13 protein-coding genes are annotated in these 21146 nt (G+C 49.8%); 12 read left to right on the top strand and 1 reads right to left on the bottom strand.

Translation table 11 applies throughout. The features are described 5' to 3' along the window. The 7 genes from GF404_03645 to mtnA all read left to right on the top strand — a co-directional run bounded on the left by GF404_03645 (position 1) and on the right by mtnA (position 7877). Positions 1-693 carry a hypothetical protein gene (locus GF404_03645; protein MBD3381273.1) on the top strand — a complete coding sequence of 231 codons (693 nt, stop codon included), beginning with the start codon at positions 1-3 and terminating at the stop codon, positions 691-693. A 15-nt stretch (positions 694-708) separates the two neighbouring features. Continuing rightward, positions 709-1311: a type 4a pilus biogenesis protein PilO gene (pilO, locus tag GF404_03640; protein MBD3381272.1), complete on the top strand. Its 603-nt coding sequence runs from the start codon at positions 709-711 to the stop codon at positions 1309-1311. Positions 1312-1321: 10 nt separating this feature from the next. Further along, the gene (locus GF404_03635; GenBank protein ID MBD3381271.1) at positions 1322-2815 is read left to right on the top strand and encodes a hypothetical protein; all 1494 of its coding nucleotides are present in this window, start codon (positions 1322-1324) and stop codon (positions 2813-2815) included. A 12-nt stretch (positions 2816-2827) separates the two neighbouring features. Further along, on the top strand, positions 2828-4132 hold the full coding sequence (gene pilQ / locus GF404_03630; GenBank protein MBD3381270.1) for a type IV pilus secretin PilQ: 1305 nt from the start codon (positions 2828-2830) through the stop codon (positions 4130-4132). Positions 4133-4170: 38 nt separating this feature from the next. Further along, positions 4171-6348 (top strand): hypothetical protein, encoded by a 2178-nt coding sequence (locus GF404_03625; GenBank protein ID MBD3381269.1) that lies wholly within the window; start codon positions 4171-4173, stop codon positions 6346-6348. A gap of 118 nt (positions 6349-6466) precedes the next feature. Further along, the gene (locus GF404_03620) at positions 6467-6883 is read left to right on the top strand and encodes a YjbQ family protein (GenBank protein MBD3381268.1); all 417 of its coding nucleotides are present in this window, start codon (positions 6467-6469) and stop codon (positions 6881-6883) included. Between the two features lies 1 nt (position 6884). Next, positions 6885-7877, top strand: coding sequence for an S-methyl-5-thioribose-1-phosphate isomerase (gene mtnA / locus GF404_03615; protein ID MBD3381267.1), 993 nt, complete (start codon positions 6885-6887; stop codon positions 7875-7877). 39 nt (positions 7878-7916) lie between these two features. Here mtnA and GF404_03610 read toward each other — a convergent pair whose 3' ends face one another. After that, positions 7917-8270 carry a metalloregulator ArsR/SmtB family transcription factor gene (locus tag GF404_03610; GenBank protein MBD3381266.1) on the bottom strand — a complete coding sequence of 118 codons (354 nt, stop codon included), beginning with the start codon at positions 8268-8270 and terminating at the stop codon, positions 7917-7919. Between the two features lie 126 nt (positions 8271-8396). On the opposite strand from GF404_03610, the gene GF404_03605 reads away from it, so the two are divergent. From GF404_03605 to GF404_03585, 5 genes are all read left to right on the top strand, one after another. Beyond that, positions 8397-9359 carry a hypothetical protein gene (locus tag GF404_03605; protein MBD3381265.1) on the top strand — a complete coding sequence of 321 codons (963 nt, stop codon included), beginning with the start codon at positions 8397-8399 and terminating at the stop codon, positions 9357-9359. A 569-nt stretch (positions 9360-9928) separates the two neighbouring features. Then, positions 9929-12595, top strand: coding sequence for a T9SS type A sorting domain-containing protein (locus GF404_03600; protein MBD3381264.1), 2667 nt, complete (start codon positions 9929-9931; stop codon positions 12593-12595). Positions 12596-12773: 178 nt separating this feature from the next. Next, positions 12774-14459, top strand: coding sequence for a ubiquinone biosynthesis protein UbiB (locus GF404_03595; protein MBD3381263.1), 1686 nt, complete (start codon positions 12774-12776; stop codon positions 14457-14459). Next, a complete protein-coding gene (locus tag GF404_03590; protein MBD3381262.1) occupies positions 14456-15679 on the top strand; it encodes a hypothetical protein in 1224 nt (407 codons plus the stop codon). The genes GF404_03595 and GF404_03590 overlap by 4 nt, the downstream gene beginning before the upstream one ends. Before the next feature lie 431 nt (positions 15680-16110). Next, on the top strand, positions 16111-20952 hold the full coding sequence (locus tag GF404_03585; protein ID MBD3381261.1) for a T9SS type A sorting domain-containing protein: 4842 nt from the start codon (positions 16111-16113) through the stop codon (positions 20950-20952). Positions 20953-21146: the final 194 nt, after the last annotated feature.

Genomic DNA, 21146 nt, shown 5'->3' with positions numbered 1-21146 from the left:
ATGATAGAGGTAAATCTACTTCCAAGGGAATATCGCAAGCGGGCGACACCATTTCATCTGGACCGCAAATGGATGTATGTCGGCGGTGCTGTCTGCATTGTCTTTTTGATTCTCGTAGGACTGACTTATCAGAAGAAGCACCAGATTACCGAACTCGACAAGAAGATCACCTCGGTACGCAAACAGCGCATGGCGCTCAATGAGGATATCAAGCTGATCGATGGTTTGACGGAACTCAAGCAGAAGCTTCTGACACGTATGAACGCGATCGAGGAACTCGACGGCAACCGCGGTATGTGGGTCTCGATACTGGAGGATTTGGCCTCACGGGTGCCGGAGATGATGTGGCTGACCGGGTTTGCCGAGGAAGCGCCCAAGGAAGATAAATCCAAGAAGCGCAAACCGCGCGGGGGAATCAACACCGCTCAGGATTCTCTGCCGGCCAAACCTGTTGAGAAGATCACCCGTATCGAGGGCTTCGCCTACACGCTCAACAGCATAGCCTCTTTTATAGTGTCTATGATGAAATCGGATTACCTCGAGGATGTCAGCCTGGCCTATGCCAGACAGGAGAATGTCGGGGAGATATCCGCCTATAACTTCAAGATAGAATGTAAGATAAATCGGGATGCCTGGCTGAGGGAGAACTATCAGCCGGAAAAGACATTTACCAGTCCGCTGGCTGACAAATAAGGATGCGGAGGAAGAATGGACATTAAGGATCCCCGGCTGCATAAAATCGCAATAGTCGCGCTGGTCATGATTGTACTGGTTTTGTTCTGGCACTCGCGGTTCTATTCTAATTACCAGGAAGAACTCACGCAAAAACAAAACGAGCACGAACGGATTCTGACCGAACTCAAACAGGTCGAGTTGAAGGCCAAGTCGCTCAAGGGACTGCAGGAGGAGTACCAGGAACTTCTGGCGCGCTATGACAAAGTCGAAATGCTCTTGCCGGATAAGAAGCAGGTGGCCCGTTTTCTGATGCAGTTGCATACAGCCTCGATCCGCACTCAGTCGCGTGTGGTCGAGATCAGACCGGTAGCGAGCCGCAGCAAAGACTTTTACAAAATCGACGACTATGATATCAAGTTCACCGGGACTTTTCATGAATTCGGAGAGTTCCTGGCATCGGTGGCAAACTTCCCGTTTATCACCAATGTCGCGGATATCTCGGTGCGGGGGCTGGATCCCAGCTCTCTCAAAAATGATAAGATGTCGGATTTCGATGTGCTTACCCTGGAAGCCGATTTCAAACTCTCTACATATTACGTCAAAGAGAGTGACAGGCTGGTGGGGTTACAACCATAGGTAGGGTGCTATGAGAATTGGTTCAGTTATTATATGCGCGCTGGCATTGACTGTCGCGTTATCTTTCTCGGCCCAGGCTGAATCTCATGTCGAGAATATAAGCCTCAAAAAACAGGGCGAGTTTGTCGAGCTGACCGTTTACACCGACGGTCCCTTTGTATATTCACATTCAATCGTAGAAGCCAAAGCGGGCAAACCGTTTAGGGTTATTCTGGACCTCAAGGACTGTCTCCACAAACTGCCGCAGTTCAACTACCGTGAACTGCCGACCGAGACGATCGACGCGGTGCGTACCAGCCAGTTCCAGGTCAACCCCGAAAAGGTGGTCAGGATCGTGGCGGATGTCAACCGCCCGGTAACATATATGGTTCGCCAGTCGCAGAAAAGGGTTACACTGGTGTTCGCCGTCCCCGATGAAAAGGAATTTCAGTTCTGGTGTGCCCAGCCTCTTACGGAGTCGGAAAAGATTAAACTGGCCCTGGCCGAACCGGAGGGCAAAGAGAAAATCGAACCAGGAGTGGATCCGGATGAGGTGCTTGCGGATAACGACAGCCAGGCACCGGCCAAAGGTTTCAAGCCTCCGAAAACAGGTGAGATCAAGGCCACTGAGGACAAGGCCAAAGGGTTCAAGCCTCGTGAAGTCAAAGAAGTGACCGCGGACACGGAAACTAAATCCGGCCGGACATCCGAAGTCGGTCTGTCCGCTCAGGAGCGAAACAGCCTGAAAGAAAAACTGGCTCAGCTTAAAAACTCCGACGAGAAAGACAAACAGGATTCAGAGAAAACAACAGTGAGCGAGAAGAAAACTCAGCCAAAAACATATGCTGACGCTTCCGCAAAAGCTGATAAAAAACAGGCTCCGACAGTTAAAAGCGAGACCCAAAAAACAGTTCAGAAAAAACAGGAGAAAGCCAGGCAGGCTTCACCCTCGAAGAAGGTCGATGAAAAGAAAACCGACAGCGAAGCTTTGGAAAAACAGGAGCTCTCTGACAGCCAGCCGGTCAGTCCCGTACTGCCGGGAAAAAATAAATTCCGGAAGCCAACCTCGCCTGTCAAACAGCCCCCAGCAAAAAATGAGAGCGAGGAACAGCCCGAAGAAGGTGACAAACAGAAATCCGACAGCAAGGATATGCGCAAAAATCCCGACCGCCCGCCCAAGACCAAGGGAACTCTGGCGGCCGCCCTGCCGACACGTGAGATCGTCAAGTACCGCTCATTCGGCCGGCGTGACCCGTTCATGCCACTGGTCTCAAAGTCCGCCTCAGGTTTCCAGTCAGGAGGCCTGCCGGATGTCGAAACTTTGAGGCTTGTAGGCATCCTGAAGGGCGATCGCGGTTCGCTGGCGCTTCTGGAAGATATGGAAGGTTACGGATATATCGTCCAGGACGGTGACAAAGTCAAAAACGGATACGTTGTACAAATATATCAAAATAAAATTCTGTTCCAGATCCACGAGTACGGCTGGAGCCGTTCGGTGGCTCTGTCCATTGATAGCGAAGAATAAGAGGCAGGTATTATGAAAAAATTTCCGCTGACCAGATTGTTAGCCGGGATCGTCCTGACCCTTCTGATAATGCAGGCGTCAACCTTTGCACAGGGAGATCCCAACAAACCTATTAAGGTTCTAAATTTCCAGGATGCCGATATCCGTTCAGTCATGAATTTTCTGGCTGAGTACGGCGATGTCAATATCGTGACATCTCCTACGGTCGAGGGCAATGTCTCAATCACACTGAAGAATGTCACCTGGCAGTTAGCCCTGGATATCCTGATGAAAACCTACGGCCTGACCGCCGTGCAGGAACGCGGTTATATCCGGGTTGTCCCGACCAAGGAGTACCTCGAAGAGACTTCCATGGTCCAGCGCCATCGTTCAGAGCAGGCCAAAATCGTCGCTCTTGAAACTGAAATCATTTCAGTCGACAACGCTTCCGCTTATGATCTGGTCGACCCGATCCAGACGATTTTGACAGAACGTGGCAAGGTGGAAGTTGACAAACGTTCCAATTCTCTAATTGTCAACGAGATACCTGAGAATATCGACCTGATAAAGGAGTTCGTGCGCGAACTCGACCAGGAGACTGCGCAGATCAAGATCTCGGCCCAGCTGGTAGAGGTTTCCTCGCAGGCTTTAAGCGAAATCGGCATCGACTGGTCGGTGCGCGGTTCCAAGGAGGTTCGCAAGTCCTCGGGTTACGAAGCCGACTACGATCACACCACCGGTGTCAATGCCGATGATGTCTCCGATCCCGTGGGCGAATTTATCTTCAGCACAGCCCAGCCCGGCTGGGAGCTGGATGCCGCCCTGCGGGCGCTGGTTTCTGACGGTAACGGTAAAATCGTTGCCCACCCGGAAGTGATCACGGTCGACAACAAGGAAGCCACGATCCAGAGCGGTCAGAAAATCCCGATCAAAACTTTCGACCCCTCCGGAAACGTGGTCATCACTTTTGAAGAAGTCGGTACGATTCTGCGGGTTACGCCACATATAACATCTGAAAACAGGATCCTGCTCCATCTCAAGCCGGAACGTTCGACATACGAGTTCGATCCTAACGGTGTGATCATCAATACCAATAACGCCGAGACAAATGTCGTGGTCGAAAACGGACAGACGGTCGTGATCGGCGGACTGACCACGCAGGATGTCGTCAAAAATCATATCGGCGTGCCGGTGTTAAAGGATATCCCGCTTCTGGGACACCTGTTCGGATACACCAAAAAGAGAGTTGAAAACCGCGACCTGGTGATCTTCGTCACCCCGACGGTCGTCGGCGCCGACCTGGCGGCTGTTCCCGGTCGTCTCGGTCATGAACAATAAATTAATAACAGCCGGTTTTGCATGGCAAGGGGAGTAAGATGTTTAAGCGTAAGTTACAGCAATTCTTAGCAATACCAGTATTCCTGATCGTTGCCGCGCTGTTTGTCGGCTGTGGCGATGATGTTATCGATGGAGGAAGCGGGGGCTCGGGAGGCTCGGGCACTTCGTCCTACGTCTTCAGTAATTTTTCCACCAACCCGACGGAATTAACCAAGGCTACTGAGACAACAGTTTCCGGTATGGTTGTCGATGACAGCTCGTATACAGGTGTGGAAGGCCTTCAGATAATATTTTCGGTCGATCCGATTTCAGCAGGTTATTTTACACCGGCTGTTGACACGACCTCGGGCACGGGTGAATTTTCAACCACATTCATTCCCCTGGATACAGGCGAGGTCACAATCAGGGTGGAAATATCCTCCGTCTCGCAAGCGACAAGTGTCAGCAAGACCGTAGCTCCACAATCAGGTGGTTTCACAACCGGAGACTGGGACTTCAAATTCGAGGTTTCACAGAGCCTGATTCTGGCCAACGGCGCGGATAATTCCAATATAACTGTAAATATTAACGACGCTTCCGGATCACCGGTTGCCGATGGAAAAGAGATTCATTTCGAGGTCGGTGAACGCTTCACCGATATCAACAACGATGGTTACTTTACCGAGAACGTCGACGAAGTCACAAATGATATCAATGAAAATGAGATTTGGGATAAGGCCGGTACTTATACAAATTCAGCTGTGACCTCCGGCGGGAGTGTGACAATCAGTTTCCAGGCCGGTACTATGGCGGGATTGTTCTATGTACGTGCCACAGTCATCGATGATTCATTGTCATCGCCGGTCTACGGAGAGTTTCCGCTGGCCCTGAGGCCGTCCTCGGAAATTGCCAATCTAACCCTGCATACCAATCAGCCGGAAGTTCAGGTGCGCCATACCGGCGGTATAGAATTTACCGAATTGATCGCGACCGGTTATGATATCTACGGCAACCTCGTTCAGCAGGACCTGCCGGTTGAATTTAAAATTCTGGAATCTCCCGATGGCGGAGAGTTCCTCTCCAGCAAGGTTTTAGACACGATAATCGAATCACAATATCCCTATGATACAACGATTGTGGCGACGGCTACGACCAATGTAATCGGTCAGGCGATAGTCGATTTCTTCTCTGGTACAGTTTCAGGTACCGCGAAGATCCAGGCTTATTATCCTTCCAGCGGAGATACGACCTGGTCGAACAAGACCTTCGTGAACATAAATGCCGGCCCGCCTAAATACCTGAACGTCGGTGTCGATCCGTGCAACCTGCCCTGCTGGCATATCATCAACTGCGAAGCAGATGTCGTGGCGATTGTCTCGGACACCTTCACGAACCCTGTGGCGGATTCGACAGTGATCTATTTCTATGTCGATGAGGGCATGATCGAGGCCACCGGTGTTACCAAAAATGGTATTGCCGGCGTGACATATTATACCACCGCACCCTGGGATGATGGTATCGTATTGATCAATGCTGAAACTGAGGGCGGCACCTTGAGCTCGTATACATCCTTATTGACCGTGTCGGGCGTGCCGACCAATGTAAATGTTCTCAGTTATGCAGACACGCTCTATGCCAATGGTGAGGATTATTCTGATATCCTTATTGATGCCAGGGATATAAACAATAATTTTGTGGTGGAAGGCACTGAAGTGGAAGTGCTTTTCAGTGATGGAACCACTCTTAATGGAAGTCTTCAGGATGGCTGTTACGGTTCCAAGGTCCGCCTCCGCTACAAGGCCGGAACATTGAACCGCGACCACGAATACAGCGTTCCTGACAACGGTATCGGGCGTGTGGTCACTGGCTCGATTCAGGCCGGTGGTATCAACGGTCCGTCGTCTCTGATCCAGATTACGCTCCTGACCAGCCTTGCGAACACAGATCAATCCGATGTCAAGATCGAAGGTACTGTCTCGCCCGGCTCGACGGTTCCCCTTGATGTGGTCATCAGGGACCGCTCCGGTAATCCGCTGGGTGGTCACAGGATCGAACACGAGGCCAACCTCGGCACGATCCAGCCGGCATCGGCCTACACCAACGCCTGGGGCGAAGCGTTTTTTACGTATACAGCACCCCCCGGAATCGGAAATGATTTCGTGACAATCAAAGATATGGATGATACTTACGGCGGTATCTACATCACCAAGAAAGTTAAAATCGACCTTACCGATTAAACTAACTCAAATTATCGGTCTTTCCAGTATAAAGCCATCCTTCGGGATGGCTTTTTAATTTGCCACCTGTCTGTTATCGTATATACTGTAGCGATCAGGTAAAATCAGAGGAGGATTTATGGTCTCAAATTACAGCATAAAACTCTCTACCAAAGGTTTTTGTGATATCCACGATATCACCGGTCCGGTAGAGGAGTCGGTCTCGAAAAGTGGTGTTTCCAACGGTATGGTTAATATATTCTGCCCCGGTTCAACCGGCGGGCTGACCACTCTCGAATATGAACCCGGCCTGCAGAAAGACCTGCCTGAATTGATGGAAAAGCTGATACCATCCAATAAATCATATGAACATGACAAAACCTGGGGCGACGGTAACGGCTTTTCTCACCTGCGCTCGGCTATGATCGGTCCCTCCCTGACCCTGCCGGTGGTGGCCGGGAAAACCCGTCATGGCACTTGGCAACAGATTGTTTTTTTGTGTTTCGATAACCGCTCGCGCGATCGTGAACTGGTCATTACGGTGATGGGGGAATGATATGAATTTCTATACTCTGGACTACAAAGACGACAATTTGATGCTTCTGGACCAGACCCTGCTCCCGGGAGAAACGAAATATCTCCAATTGACTGATTATGTTGAAGTGATTGAGGCGATCAAGCGTCTCAGTGTGCGCGGAGCCCCCGCGATCGGTGTGGCGGCCGCCTACGCTTCGGTTCTGGCCGCAAACCAGGCCGGCAATCGTCAGGAACTGCTGAAAATGCTGGGCGAGATAAAAGACGCGCGTCCGACCGCGGTCAACCTCGCCTGGGCGATTCGTCAGGCGGAAGCTCTGGCAGATACGAATCCGGAATTGTCTCCGGCAGAACTCAAGCCAAAGCTTCTCGAACTGGCGCGGGAAATTCATGAGGACGATGTCCGCATGTGTGCAAGAATTGGACAGAACGGGGCCGAACTGATAAAAGACGGAATGACGATCATGACTCATTGCAACGCCGGTGCTCTGGCCACAGCCGGGATCGGGACCGCCCTGGCTGTAATCTACACCGCTCATAAGCAGGGCAAAAGAATCAAAGTCTATGCCGATGAAACCAGGCCGCTTCTTCAGGGCGCGCGCCTGACTGCCTGGGAACTGGCCCAGGAGGGTGTCGATGTGACTTTGAACACCGACAGCATGGCGGCCTACTTGATGCAACAGGGTGAAATCGACTGCGTCATTACCGGAGCCGACAGGGTCGCCAAAAACTACGATGTGGCCAACAAGATCGGAACCTATGGCCTGGCTGTTTCAGCCAGCTACCACAATGTCCCATTTTATGTCGCTATTCCTGTGTCTACCTATGATTCGGACTGTCCAAGTGGAAAAGAGATCGAGATCGAGATGAGAGATTCTAAAGAGATAACCGAATGGGGCGGAATCCGTACCGCACCGGAAGGTGTAAAAACATATTCGCCGGCCTTTGATGTCACCCCCCATAAACTGGTCAGCGCCATAATCACCGACCAGGGAATCATCCGGCCGAATCCGTAGTCGCTTGAATCAATATACATTAATGCGCATACTGTAATACTAAATGTTCACCAGCTTTTTAAGCAAGGAAAAGCGCGCGAAATAATCCGTCATAATCGATTTTAGTCCCTTTTCGTCGAGGCTGTAAATCCTCTGCTGTTCACGCCGGGTGGTTTTAACCAGGCCGGAACCGGCCAGGCTTGCTAAATGGCGCGAAATAGTCGGTTGCGACAGGTTGAAGAAATCGACTATCTCACTCACCGAACGGGGACTGCCGTCTAATAATAGTAAAATCTGAAGCCTGGTCGGATCTGCCAGGGCCTTAAATTTACCGACCGGAATACTGTCAGGTGAAGCCATAAAACCTCCATATATTATTGTATGTGCATATTGATATATATAATCGGTATTCATAGAGCAAGTTTTTACAGTATTTTATGCACATTTTTTGAGTTGCGCAGTCACTTATAAATAAATGAAAAAATAGCAGAATTGTGCTTGGCAAAAGCGCCCGATTTGTATAAATTGGAGCGACTTAAGATGAAGTTTATATTAAATTGTAAGAAATTAGGTATTTTTATATTTCAGAAGGGAGAAGTAATGAGAGCTTGTCTGGCTATACTGGCAATCCTCTTGCTGATTTCACCGCTCTTGATTGCCCAGGAGGAAGAGCAGGTTCCGGCCGATCCTGAAGTTACTAAATTCTATTTCGGCCAAAACCTTGAGGGCGATATGCTGATGGTTCAGGGGATGGTCCGTTTCGATACCCGTGCGCCGATGGGAATGCTGGGCGGATTTGTAAGCGGAGTAACCGGTGAGGTTGAAGTCTGGCTGGATTCGATCATGCTGGTCGAACAGGTCGAGGAAGAGGAACCGGAACCGGTTGAGACCGAGTCGGAACAGGTCGAGGAAGAACCGCAGGAAACTCCGGTCGATTCAATCCTGGATGAGGCTCAGGATGAAACGCTGACCGAAACTCTTCCCGGTGCTGAAGAGGAAGCTGAAGAGCCTGAGGCGGTTGATACGACTCCGGTAATCGAGCCCCCGGCCGGATACCAGATGCCTTCTATGAACCTGGAAATCCCGCTTTCGACGCTGTATACCGGCAACGCTCAGCGCGATTCGCTTCTGATGTCGGAAAGCTATCTCGATATCGCCAACTATCCGACGGCGACATTTAAACTTACGAGGATCGAGTCACCGTCTTCCTACCAGCTTGAGGACAATACCGAGATCAGTTTAGTCGGTTCAGGACAGTTAACACTTCATGGTCAGACCGTTCCGGTCGGCAATATCCGCATGTTTATGACTTATATCGCGGCCAAACCGTTGACCGAGAAGAACCTGGAGCTTACCGGCGATGTCCTGCATATCAACGCCGAATTGAATATCAAGCTCTCCGCCTTCGGAATCGTGATACCGACCGAAGATCTTCTTACTTTGGATGATGAAGTCCTGCTTATTTTCGATGCTTATGCCACGACCGAGCAGGTATCGATGTAGTCAGTCAGTGGTTTTGATTTAAGCGGAATTGTGACAGCCGGTTTCGACCGGCTGTTCTTTTTTGGTCGGTGATACAGTAATGCGCATATGCGCATATACATAATTGGCGCGTTTGGGATTATTATTTACGATCGAGAATGATCTGCTGGCGTCCGGACACAGTTGCCTGATTGATAATTAATGGATGAGGCATGTGATGCGGGGTTTGTACGGGCTTTGTATAAGTATTTAAGGAGGTGGCTAAATAAGTGAAAAAATCCTGTTTTTTTCTTAAAAATTACTTGACAAAGCGGGGAATAGTCCTATTTTAGGGGTGTCTAGGGAAAAAAGTATTTTAAAGCTATCTACAAAACCTTTTATTGCTTCTACCTAAGTGATAAGAATAAACATGTTGCGATAATATCTTTATTATTATCTGCTTTATCCCCAGTATAAATTTGCCCATACATATTTAGACATTTGGTGCTTGTAAATTGAGCTGCCAACTTCCGTCCCAGAGGGGGGAAGCCGAGGATATTATCCGAGGAATCAAGTTGGTAGTTTGAATTAAACCTTAAAGGAGCATTGTAATGAAGCAAAAAAATCTTACAATTCTTTCTTTGCTGACCTCGTTAATGCTTCTTATCTTTGCTGGCTCTGCGTTGGCTGACGTTACGGTGGAGTTTATTGACAACACCTTTTCAGTTGGCCGCACCGACCAGACCATTGAGATGAAAGTTACTGCAGATAGCCCGATCAATATGTTCGATGTTGTGGCCGAGGTCGCCGATGGCGGTTCCTTCGCTACTGTCACGGACGTCAGTTTCAACCTCGCGGCTGGTAGCGGCGGCTCCGACCTTTCGCTGGTCGATGGTCCGACCGATGACCTGTTCCGTTTCTGGGGAATGAACCTGGGCGCCTGTGATCCGATCCTTAATGCGGGTGAAACAGTTGCTGTCACTTTAACGGTTGATGTGGATTGCCGTGAGGGCATCTTCACTATTACACCGACTGGTCTGACTTGGGATATCGATGCCTATACTTCTGCCACTACCATGTTCCTGGCTGATTGTGCTGAAGAAGCTGTTACCGGTGTCATGGGTACTTATGAAGTCGTTGACAATCCGCCTGAGTTCACCAACTGCCCCACAGAAGATCTGCTCTTCCAGTGTAACGAACCTGCGAACTACGATTTTGAGGCTGACGATATCGATCTCGGTTATTGTAACGAGGAGCTTACCTTCTCGATGGTCAGTGGTCCGGGCTCTATCAACGGTACAACCGGTGAGTGGACCTGGAACTCCGTTGGTCAAGTTGGCGCGCATAACGTTTCCGTCAAAGTGACCGATACCTATGGTCAGGAAGCTCAGTGCGACTTTGTCGTGGTGATCCTGAACATGGAGCCGGAGGTAACTTACTGTCCGCCTGAATATACCGCCGATTACGACGGTATTAGCGTAGTTTCAGTCAGCTTTGGTGAGACGGCTGAAGGCCAGGTTCAGGGTTGGGATCCAGATGATCCGACCTGCCCCGGCCCTCTCGACTATTTCGTTAGCGACGGCCCGGATATTCTGGGTAGCGCGCTCGTTATCGATTCGGTCGTCGAAGTCCCGGATTCCGGTGCTATCGCATTCTGGTCATGGGATACCGATGACGAACCCGAATTCACTGGTATACACCCGGTCACGATCGGTCTGACCGATCAGGCTGACACCGTATACTGTGATTTCGAGATTCAAGTACTTGGTCTTGAGGTCAAGATCAGTAAAGTTCCTGAGGACATTGATGGTCTCGATTTTGTCTTGCAGGGTGAGTACGTAAATGTTCCGATTACCGTCTTTGCGGATGGTACTACCGTGGGTGGTTTTGAACTTCTGATTCAGTACGACGCCGCGGCGCTGACATTTACTGAGGCTTCTCTGGGTGAGACACTGGACAACTGCGGTTGGGAATACTTTACTTTCCGTAAAGGCCCCTTCGGCAATTGTGGCGGTGAATGTCCGAGTGGATTGGTGAGACTTATTGGTATAAATGACGTTAACAACGGTCAGGACCATCCTGATCCGTGTGCTTCACAGTGGGATTACGATTCCGTAACTGTTGCTAATCTCACATTCTACGTGACTGATGACAGGACTTACGAATGCCAGTACGTTCCGATCAACTTCTATTGGCTGGATTGTACCGACAATACTATCTCTGACGCTTCCGGTTATGACCTGTTCCTGAGCAGACAGGTCTTCTGGTTCAGTGAGCCCGACGATCAGTTCCTTCTCCTTGACCCTGCCGATAATCCGTTTATAGCCGGCTGGCAGTCGATTCCGGGTGGAATCGATTGTGAGAATCAGGCTGATCCTGGCAAACCTGGCCCTGAGTCGTTCATCGACTTCTATGCCGGTGGTGTGGATATTGCTTGCGCCGAAGACATCGACGATCGTGGCGACTTGAACCTTAACGGTATCGCCCATGAAATCGCCGACGCGGTTCTGTATTCCAACTACTTCATCTTCGGCCCGTCCGTCTTCGATATCAATGCTGCCGGACAGGTTGCGGCCTCTGACGTCAACAACGACGGCAAGGTCCTGACCGTGGGTGACCTGGTTTACCTGATTCGTGTCATCAATGGCGATGAGATCGCGATTCCGAAGCTGGCTCCGTTTGCCAACAATGTTGATGTCAGAGTTGTTAACAGCATCAATGGCGTCAGCGTCAACACCAGCTCCGGTACCGATATCGGTGCCGCCCTGTTCGTGTTCCAGGCTGATAACGTGCTTGGCGAGCCGACTCTCTCGGCTTCCGGCATGGATATTATGTCGAACTACGAAAACGGCGAACTCCGTGTGCTGGTCTATGATTACGGTAGCGGTTACGTTCCGTCAGGTGAGAACAAGCTGTTCAATGTTGCCGTCAATGGCGACATCCAGCTTACTCATGCTGAAATCGTTGACTACAATGGTTCCGACCTGAACGTCAACGCCAGCATGAAGGCTCTCCCGACCGAATTCGCGGCCAAGCCGAACTATCCGAACCCGTTCAACCCGTCTACCGACATACAGCTCGATCTGCCCGAGTCTGCCAACTGGTCGATTGACATCTACAATGTCAGTGGTCAGCTGGTCAAGAGCTTCTCCGGCCACAACGATGCTGGTACTGTCACTGTGACCTGGGATGCTACGGGTATGGCTTCCGGTATCTACTTCTACAAAGCCACTGTGGGTCAGTATACCAAGGTCCACAAAATGGTCCTGATGAAGTAATCTGGTTGACATAACGATAAAAAAGAGAGAGGCGCTTGCCTCTCTCTTTTTTTTGTTTGCTTTACAATCCGGCAGGACGCATTTTAAAACTGTTCACAGAACAATGATGATCTCTGTGCGTATCAGTAATGAACCTGCGGTTTTCGTCCGAAGTAATAGATAAACCGGGACTCAGTCTATGTTCAAACAGTACAGCCTCAAACATCGCCTCGAACTTTTCAAGCGCTATCGCCAGATCGTGCAGGTTCTGGCTAAATACGGTTTTGGGGAGGTTCTGGGACGATTGAATATCGCCGCTCGCCTTAAACTCGGACGGGGGAGACTGTCTGAAAAAGACGAGAAGCTGACCAAGATGAACTATGCAGTCCGGATCAGGCTGGCGCTTGAGGAACTAGGACCGACCTTCATCAAGTTTGGACAGGTACTTTCGACCCGTCCGTTTCTGATACCGCTCGATCTCGTGATCGAACTTTCCAAGCTCCAGGATGAAGTCCCGCCTTTCGAGTTTCGCAAAGTGCGAAATATCATAGAGACCGAGTTGAAGGCTTCCCTCGACAGCGTGTTCGAAACTTTCGAACACGAACCGGTAGCATCGGCCTCCCTGTCACAGGTCCATGTCGCCACTTTAAAAGATGGCCAGCGGGTAGCGGTCAAAGTACAGCGCCCCAATGTCAACAAGACCATGAAAGTCGACATGGATATCCTGCGTGATATGGCCCGGCTGTTCGAGGAGTTCGTGCCTGAATCACGACGGTTCGATCCCAGCGGTCAGGTCGATGAACTCGCCAAGGTCTCGCGCCGGGAGACCGATTTCCTCAACGAGGGACGCAACATGGAAATCTTCCAGTATAATTTCCAGGACAGTGAAGATATCATCATTCCACAGATAAGCTGGAAGTTCACTACTTCGCGCGTATTGACCTGTGAATATATCGACGGCACGAAGATTTCATCGCTGGATAAGCTCAAGCAACTTGGTCTCGACAATAAAATCGTTGCTCGTAACGGGCTTCGCGCGATTCTCAAGATGATATTTATCGATCGTTTTTTCCACGGCGATCCTCATCCGGGAAATATTTTCGTACTGCCTAAAAACCGGATCGCGCTTCTGGATTTCGGTATGGTCGGTCAGCTTTCGGAATCGGTGGTGGAGTTCTTGATTGACTTGATATCAGCTATTTCAGATTACGATGCCCGCAAAATCATTAAAACGCTTCTGGATTTCAACCTGGTGCCGGAGGATGTCGACCGGCTGACTTTGGAGAGCGAAATTACCGAGTTCATCTATCGCTACCACCGCATACCTCTCTGGCAGATGGATATGCGAGCTTTGAGCATGGACGCGATGGACATCTTCTATCGACACAATATCCACCTGCCGGCCTCGTTCATGTTGCTTCTCAAAGCTATGATTACCGCCGAGGAGGTCGGTCGTATGGTCGACCCGGAGATAAACCTGATAACTGAGGCTGAGCCGTTTATCAAGAGCATGGCCAAAAAGCAGATGGGTGTCCGTTCCCTTCGCAAGGACGCGGTGACCGCATTGGGCGACCTGCGCCAGCTTTTAACGACATTGCCATTTGAAGCACGCCGGATTACTACAAAGCTTCGGCAGGGAAAGATCGTGATGCAGTTCCAGCATCGCGGGCTCGAGAACCTGACCGAGGAATTGTACCAGTCATCTAAACGGCTGTCTCTGGCTTTAATTATCGCGGCGGTTCTGATCTCGGCCTCGCTGATCAACAGCACCGGGCTGGGAGTTTCACTTTTTGGCTTGCCTGTACTGTCACTTCTTGGTTATCTTCTGGCAGGCGGACTGGCCGTTTGGCTGATTTTTAATATAATGCGATCAGGACGAAAATGACGATTTACTCACATTCCCGTTTATCTACATTTGAAAACTGCCCGCTTCAATTCAAGTACAAATATATCGAAAAACCGGATATCGTCAGGAGAACCTCGATCGAGGCTTTTCTGGGATCGCGCTGTCATGAATCTCTCGAGAAATTGTACAAGCTCTTGATCGATCGCAGGCTTTTGACGGAAGAGGAACTTCTGGATGATTTCGCCCGGCGCTGGGAACAGAACTTTACCGATGATATATATATAGTAAAAGCCGGTCGAACATACGAAAATTACTTCGAGCGCGGTAAAAAATCACTCACGGATTATTACCGGCGCTATGCTCCTTTCGAGTTAGATAAAACCCTGGCTCTTGAGTTACGGATTGTAGTCGATCTGGATAAGTCCGGCGATTATAAGCTTCAGGGTTACATCGACAGGCTTTCGGAAATCGAGGATGGCCATTACAGGATCCATGACTACAAAACCGCCGGTACTTTGATGGGGCAAAAGTATTTTGACCAGGATCGCCAGCTGGCGTTGTATCAGATCGGGATCAGCCAGATGTATACCGATGTTGAGTCTGTCGACCTGATCTGGCATTACCTGACTTTCGATAAAGAGATCCATTCCAGCAGAAAGCCGGATCAGCTCGAAGAGCTCAAGGTCGAAACCGTGGATTTGATAAAAAAAATAGAATCAGCAGTCGACCGGGATGATCTTCCTCCCAATGAATCCGCGCTCTGTGACTGGTGTGACTATTATCCGATCTGCCCGGCGAAAGTCCATTTACATAAGACCGAGGAATTGCCTCCGCGGGAGTTTAGACAGGAGGATGGTGTCCGGCTGGTCAACCGCTATATCGAAGTAAAGCAGGCTCTTTCAGAGCTGAAAATCGAGAAGGACCATCTTCAACAAGAACTGGAACTATACGCCCTGCAGATGAATGCTACCGTCCTGCGGGGCAGTGACTACAAAATCAGGATCAAGAGCGAACCGACTTACAAGGCCCGTTATACGGTTTCAAAAAACGAGAAGGAGAAAGAGGAATTCCTGCAATACATTAAAACTCACGGTCTGTCTGATGAAGTTATGGTAGTCCACGGCATAAAGCTCAACAGCCTCCTGAAAGGGGATAAGCTCGCGCCTGAGATAAGAGATGAGCTGCTGGAACATATAGTTTTAGAAGAAGGCAAGCCCCGTTTTTATCCCTCGAAGCTGAAACCACGCGACGACTACTGAGAAGTCCCGCACAAGTATGCAATCTCGTGCAGGAAGTGTCAAACAGACTGCATTAAAACAGCTAAACTAAAATCTGTTCAGATTCTGCACATCGCGCTGCAAATCGGCTCTCAAAGGCGCAAATCCTGCGAGTTAAAATTGTGTTAAGACGTTGATATGTATGTGATATTGCTTGACAATCTCGAGTTTGGCTTTATATTAAAGCGGTGCGGTATATTTTTGTGTGTGTAGAAAAACATATAGTTGACTTACATATCCTATTATGTCTGGAAGGGGTGTCCTAAGAGCAATCCTGAGGGGGAAGCTCGTTAACTCTTCTGATATCAAGTACTTGTCGTAATTGTTTTAATGTTGTAAACGATTTTCATTTTTTCAGGTATATGAATTGCTGTATTCCACCCGGGAAACAGTAACTTTAAGGAGGCAAATCTATGTGCCGGAAATGTAGTTTTCTTACCCTATTTTTCCTGCCACTTGCATGTTTACTTCTATTGGCTCCCTCTACTATGGCAGGACCCGGCGATCTCGATATTCGCGATTCGCTAATTTCTCTCGCCCCTGGCGAGCCGACACTGCAGGAAATTCTGGACAGTCTCGGTTATACTATTAATGTAGCAACTGATGAGCTGGGATGGGAATCTTTCCCGGCTGTAAACGGAACCAATGTTTCCATGGTGCTGGAAAAGGTTTCGGGTTCGTTTTCTTCGGCTGTATCCGGCTGGTACGACGCGTCCGATACGACCATGAAAACAGAGTTGTTTTCATCTTCGAGCGCTCCCGGCGACTCGGTCACTTTTACCATCACCGCGAGCGATTCGATCGGGTTCTATATAACCCCCAACCTGATAGGTCCTGAGTCATGGTATACGCAGTTGTCAGCCAATGTCGATGAGTACGACCATGCAAAAATTTTCGCGACAGCTCAATTACATGAATATATCATTGCGTTTGAAGATCTAAAGGATGGCGGTGACGGTGACTTCAATGATCATATCATCAGGGTACGTTTCGAAAACGCGCCTCCTGTTTTGTTAGTCCCCGGTGAGATCAATATAAATGTCTGTTACGAAGACTCCGTCTGCATCCCGATCGAAGCTTATGATCCCAATGGTGATGCTGAGATGATTACTGTCGAAATGCTGGAGGGCACAGGCGTTTTCCAGCCGGTCGATGAATACAACTATATCTTTACCGAGCACTGCTTCTTACCCTGGGGTCTTGATTCGACTTACATGTTTGTGTTCAAAGCTACTGACCTTTCCGGCGCATTCGACATAGACACAGTATATATAAATTATGAAATTAATGATCGTCCCACGATCGATTTGCCAGATGATTTCGATACGCTCCTGTGCGATTACGACTCGATCTGTGTACCGATAGATATATTCGATCCTGACGGCGATCCTCTCGATATCGAATTTTTACAGGGCGACGGTTCCTTCAATCCGGCCACACAGTCATTCTGCTTCCTGCCGGATTATGTTGAAAACGGCAGTTACACTTTTGTCCTGAAGGTGACTGATTCCTGTTGCGCTCTGACCGAAGGTGCGCGTCCGGGTTTGGTTCCGCCACCCTGTCCGCGTGACTCGATCACGATCGGCGTGACGGTCAATTTCCCGCCCGAGCTGGTGACTGTGCCTGATTTCGATACATTGATTTGCGAGCCGACCGAGATTTGCTTCCCGGTTTCCGCCACTGACGCCAACGAGGGCGATGATGTCACGATAGATGTGACGCCCCCGGCTACGTATGATGAGCAGACCGGAGAAGTCTGCCTGATGGCTGACCAGGATGGTACTTACGATATCGTTATCACTGCCACTGACCAGATCTGCGGATCGCAGGCGGTCGATACGGTTTCCGTTACTGTCGATCTGAACAGCGCTCCGGAGCTGACTCTTCCGCAGGATACAAGTTACTACTTCTGCTCTGATCCGGATACTGTCTGTTTTACAGCTGAAGTCGATGATCCCGATTCTGCAGATAATCATACCTTCACGCTCCTGGAAGGTCCCGGAACGATCGATTCTGAAACCGGCCAGGTATGCTTCTTCCCGCAGGATGAAGGATCTTATCAGTTCGTGGTCAAAGTAGAAGATGAATGCGTTGTGGCTGATATCGATACGGTGGTTATGTCAATCAGCCTGAATCATGATCCATATATCGAGCTTCCCGCTGATTACTCACTCAGCCTGTGCGACCTCGAGGAAGTCTGTTTCAGTCCGACCGATTTCGGCGATCCCGACCTTCCCGGCGATACCCTGACCTTTATCAAGGTAGCCGGTTTTGGCGCGGTCGATCCGCAGACCGGTGAAGTCTGCTTCACCCCGCTCGAGGCTGGTAATTATGAATTTATTATCAGGGTTCGCGACCTGTGCGGTAAAATCGATCAGGATACTATCATGATCGCGATCGAACTCAACAGCCCGCCGACTATTTCGGCCGAGCCTTTCGATACCGCATCCTTCTGCGAGCTGGGCGATTCAGTTTGTATCGAGGTCGGCTATTCCGATCCAGATGATGAAGAACTTATTTTCGAGCAAATCGACGGAATGGATGGCAATTACGATCCACAGACCGGACTCTTCTGCTTCCTTCCGGATCAGCCCGGCGATTACGACCTGAGCTTCAGGGTTGTCGATGAGTGCGAGCTTGCTGATACTGCTGATGTCGTGGTTACTGTCCAGGTCAATATGCCACCTGAAGTTGAGCTTCCGGATGATATTTTCGATACGTTGTGTGTCTCAGGGGGACAGGTCTGTTTCATGGCCGATATCTCCGATCCGGACAACCAGTTCACGGTTGAAGTGCTTCCGAACGGCAGTTATGATGACGGCCAGGTCTGTTTCTCGGCCGAAGCCTCAGAGGATACGACCTTCCAGGTGATAGTGCGGGCAACCGATGATTGCCAGGCGACTGCTGAAGATACTATCAATGTCAATATACATTATAACCTGCCCCCGACGATCAGTCTTCCGTCCGATACCAGCATGAAAGTCTGCGATCTTCCGGATCAGTACTGTTTCGATTTCACCACCTCCGATCCGGATGGTGGTGAGCCCGAAGTCACTTTCGTAATCGGCTCGGGAACTATCCAGAACGGACAGGCTTGTATACCGATCGATTCATTTGGAATTTACTGTATCAAATTGCGCGCTACTGATGTCTGCGGTGATTACAGTGAAGCCGAGGCCTGCCTGGTACTGGCCGGCAATCACGCCCCGGAGCTTACTGTCCCGGATGATATCACCATGAATATGTGCGAACCGGGAGAGATCTGTTTCGATGTCTCCGCGACCGATATCGATCTGCCCGCAGATACGTTGACATACAGCCTGACCAACGCTCCCCAGGGTGCTACTATCGATCAAAATGGCCAGGTATGCTACACACCTTCAGGAGCCGGCAGTTTTACAATCACGGTGCGTGTGACTGATCATTGCGGTGATTACGATGAAAAAACTGTCGATATCAACCTTGTCCTGAACCAGCCTCCGACTATTACCGTAGACCCTGACAGCATGTATTATGAGTACTGCGGTACAGGTGGCGGTGAAGTGGAGGTCTGTTTCGACGGTATCACCATTTCCGATCCTGATGATGAAATCAATGAACTCACGGTAGAAAAAGTCGAGGGTCCGGGAAGCTTTGATTCCGGGTCATGGCAGACCTGTTTCAACGTGCCGCTTCTGAATGACACGATCATGTTTGTCTACAAGGTCTCCGATAGCTGTGAAGCCTATGATCTCGACACGGCCTGGTATTATGTCCATATCAACGAAAACTGCGATACCGGCTCCTGTGCCGAAATCTGGATCGAAGAGACCGAATGTGTCCCGACCAATAATTATGTCAATGTCGAAATTACAACCGCTGTTGAAACTCCGATGGGCGGTTTCGATCTCTTGATAAAATTCGATCCGACTGCGTTCTCCCTGATCGATGTCACACGCGGTGATGCCACAGAAGACTGGGAATACTTCACCTACGTTACCGGCAATGTCGGTGGCTGTACCGGTGTCTGCCCTGATGGTCTGGTGAGGATCATCTCTATCGCCGACCAGAACAATGGCGCGCCTCATCCGCCGGCCGAAGCCTTTGATATCAACGGCACTATCGCGGTCATGAACTTCTATATCACCTCGGATCAGAATTTCGGCGGTATGACATACCCGGTAGATTTCTACTGGTTCGATTGCGGTGATAACGTCTTCTCGAACAAGAAGGGAGATTCTCTCTTCATCGATAAAATCATTTACAATCCGTATGGTGTGTTCTGGGATGAGCTCGATGATGTCAATTACCCGAATGAAGATCGTTACCCGAATGTTGGCGCGGATGATTCCTGCCTGGTTGGTGATAAGCTCAACCCGGTCAGGTGTCTGCTCATGCATAACGGTTCGATCTGTATCATTCATCCTGATTCGATCGATGACCGCGGTGACCTGAACATGAACGCGGTACCTTATGAGATTGCCGACGCTGTGCTGTATACCAACTATTTTATCTATGGCCCGGCGGTGTTCGATATCAATTACGATGGACAGGTCGCGGCGTCTGACGTCAACGGCGATGGTCGCGCGCTGACTGTCGGTGACCTGATCTTCCTGGTCAGGGTAATCACCGGTGAATTAGCGCCTCCGGCCAAGCTGAACGCTTTTGCTAACAGCACCGACCTGATCATGCAACAGCGTTACGGTGAGCTGGGTATCACCGCCAACTCGGAAGTCAATATAGGGGCGGCTCAGCTTGTCTTCGATCTCTCACGCGCTGAATCGGTGCCGTACATCGAGAAGTCGGCTGATATCAGCAACATGAAGCTGGATTACAGTGTCGATGGTGACCTGATGAGGGTCTTTATATACAGCCTGGGTTCTGAAGGTATACCGGCCGGCGAGATCAACCTGGCTAATATTGAAGTCGATGGTGAGATCGACCTGATTAAAACCGATATCGCCGATTATTTCGGCAACGATCTCAATGTAAACCTGGTTACCCGTGCGATTCCGGATAACTACGAACTCCATCAGAACTTCCCGAACCCGTTCAATCCGGAAACCGAGATCAAGCTCTCACTCCCGGAACCTTCCGACTGGACGATTGAGATATTCAATGTCAATGGTCAGCTGGTCGAGACTTTCGAGGGTTACTCCGATGGCGGTGTGGTTACCGTGACCTTCAAGGCTGACAATCTGGCGACCGGTATTTACTTCTACCGCGCGACAGCAGGTGAATTCCATGACACCAAGAAGATGGTGCTGATGAAATAGATGACTTAGAGATTACATACAATGTGTCAACCCTGCGGGGGTTGACGAATTCATTGGAAGGATCTTCATAGGATAGAAGAGCACTCAATTGAGGACGGGTTTAGATGCCCGTCCTTTTTTTAATAGTTGATGATAATGATGTATGAAACTGATATGTCTGGTCAGAGCTCGTTTTGGATGGTTGGCAGTAGGCG

Source organism: Candidatus Zixiibacteriota bacterium (genome assembly GCA_014728145.1).
Classification (GTDB): domain Bacteria; phylum Zixibacteria; class MSB-5A5; order JAABVY01; family JAABVY01; genus WJMC01.
The sequence above is the reverse complement of the archived record's forward strand: the minus strand, read 5'-3'. Positions and strand labels throughout refer to the sequence as shown.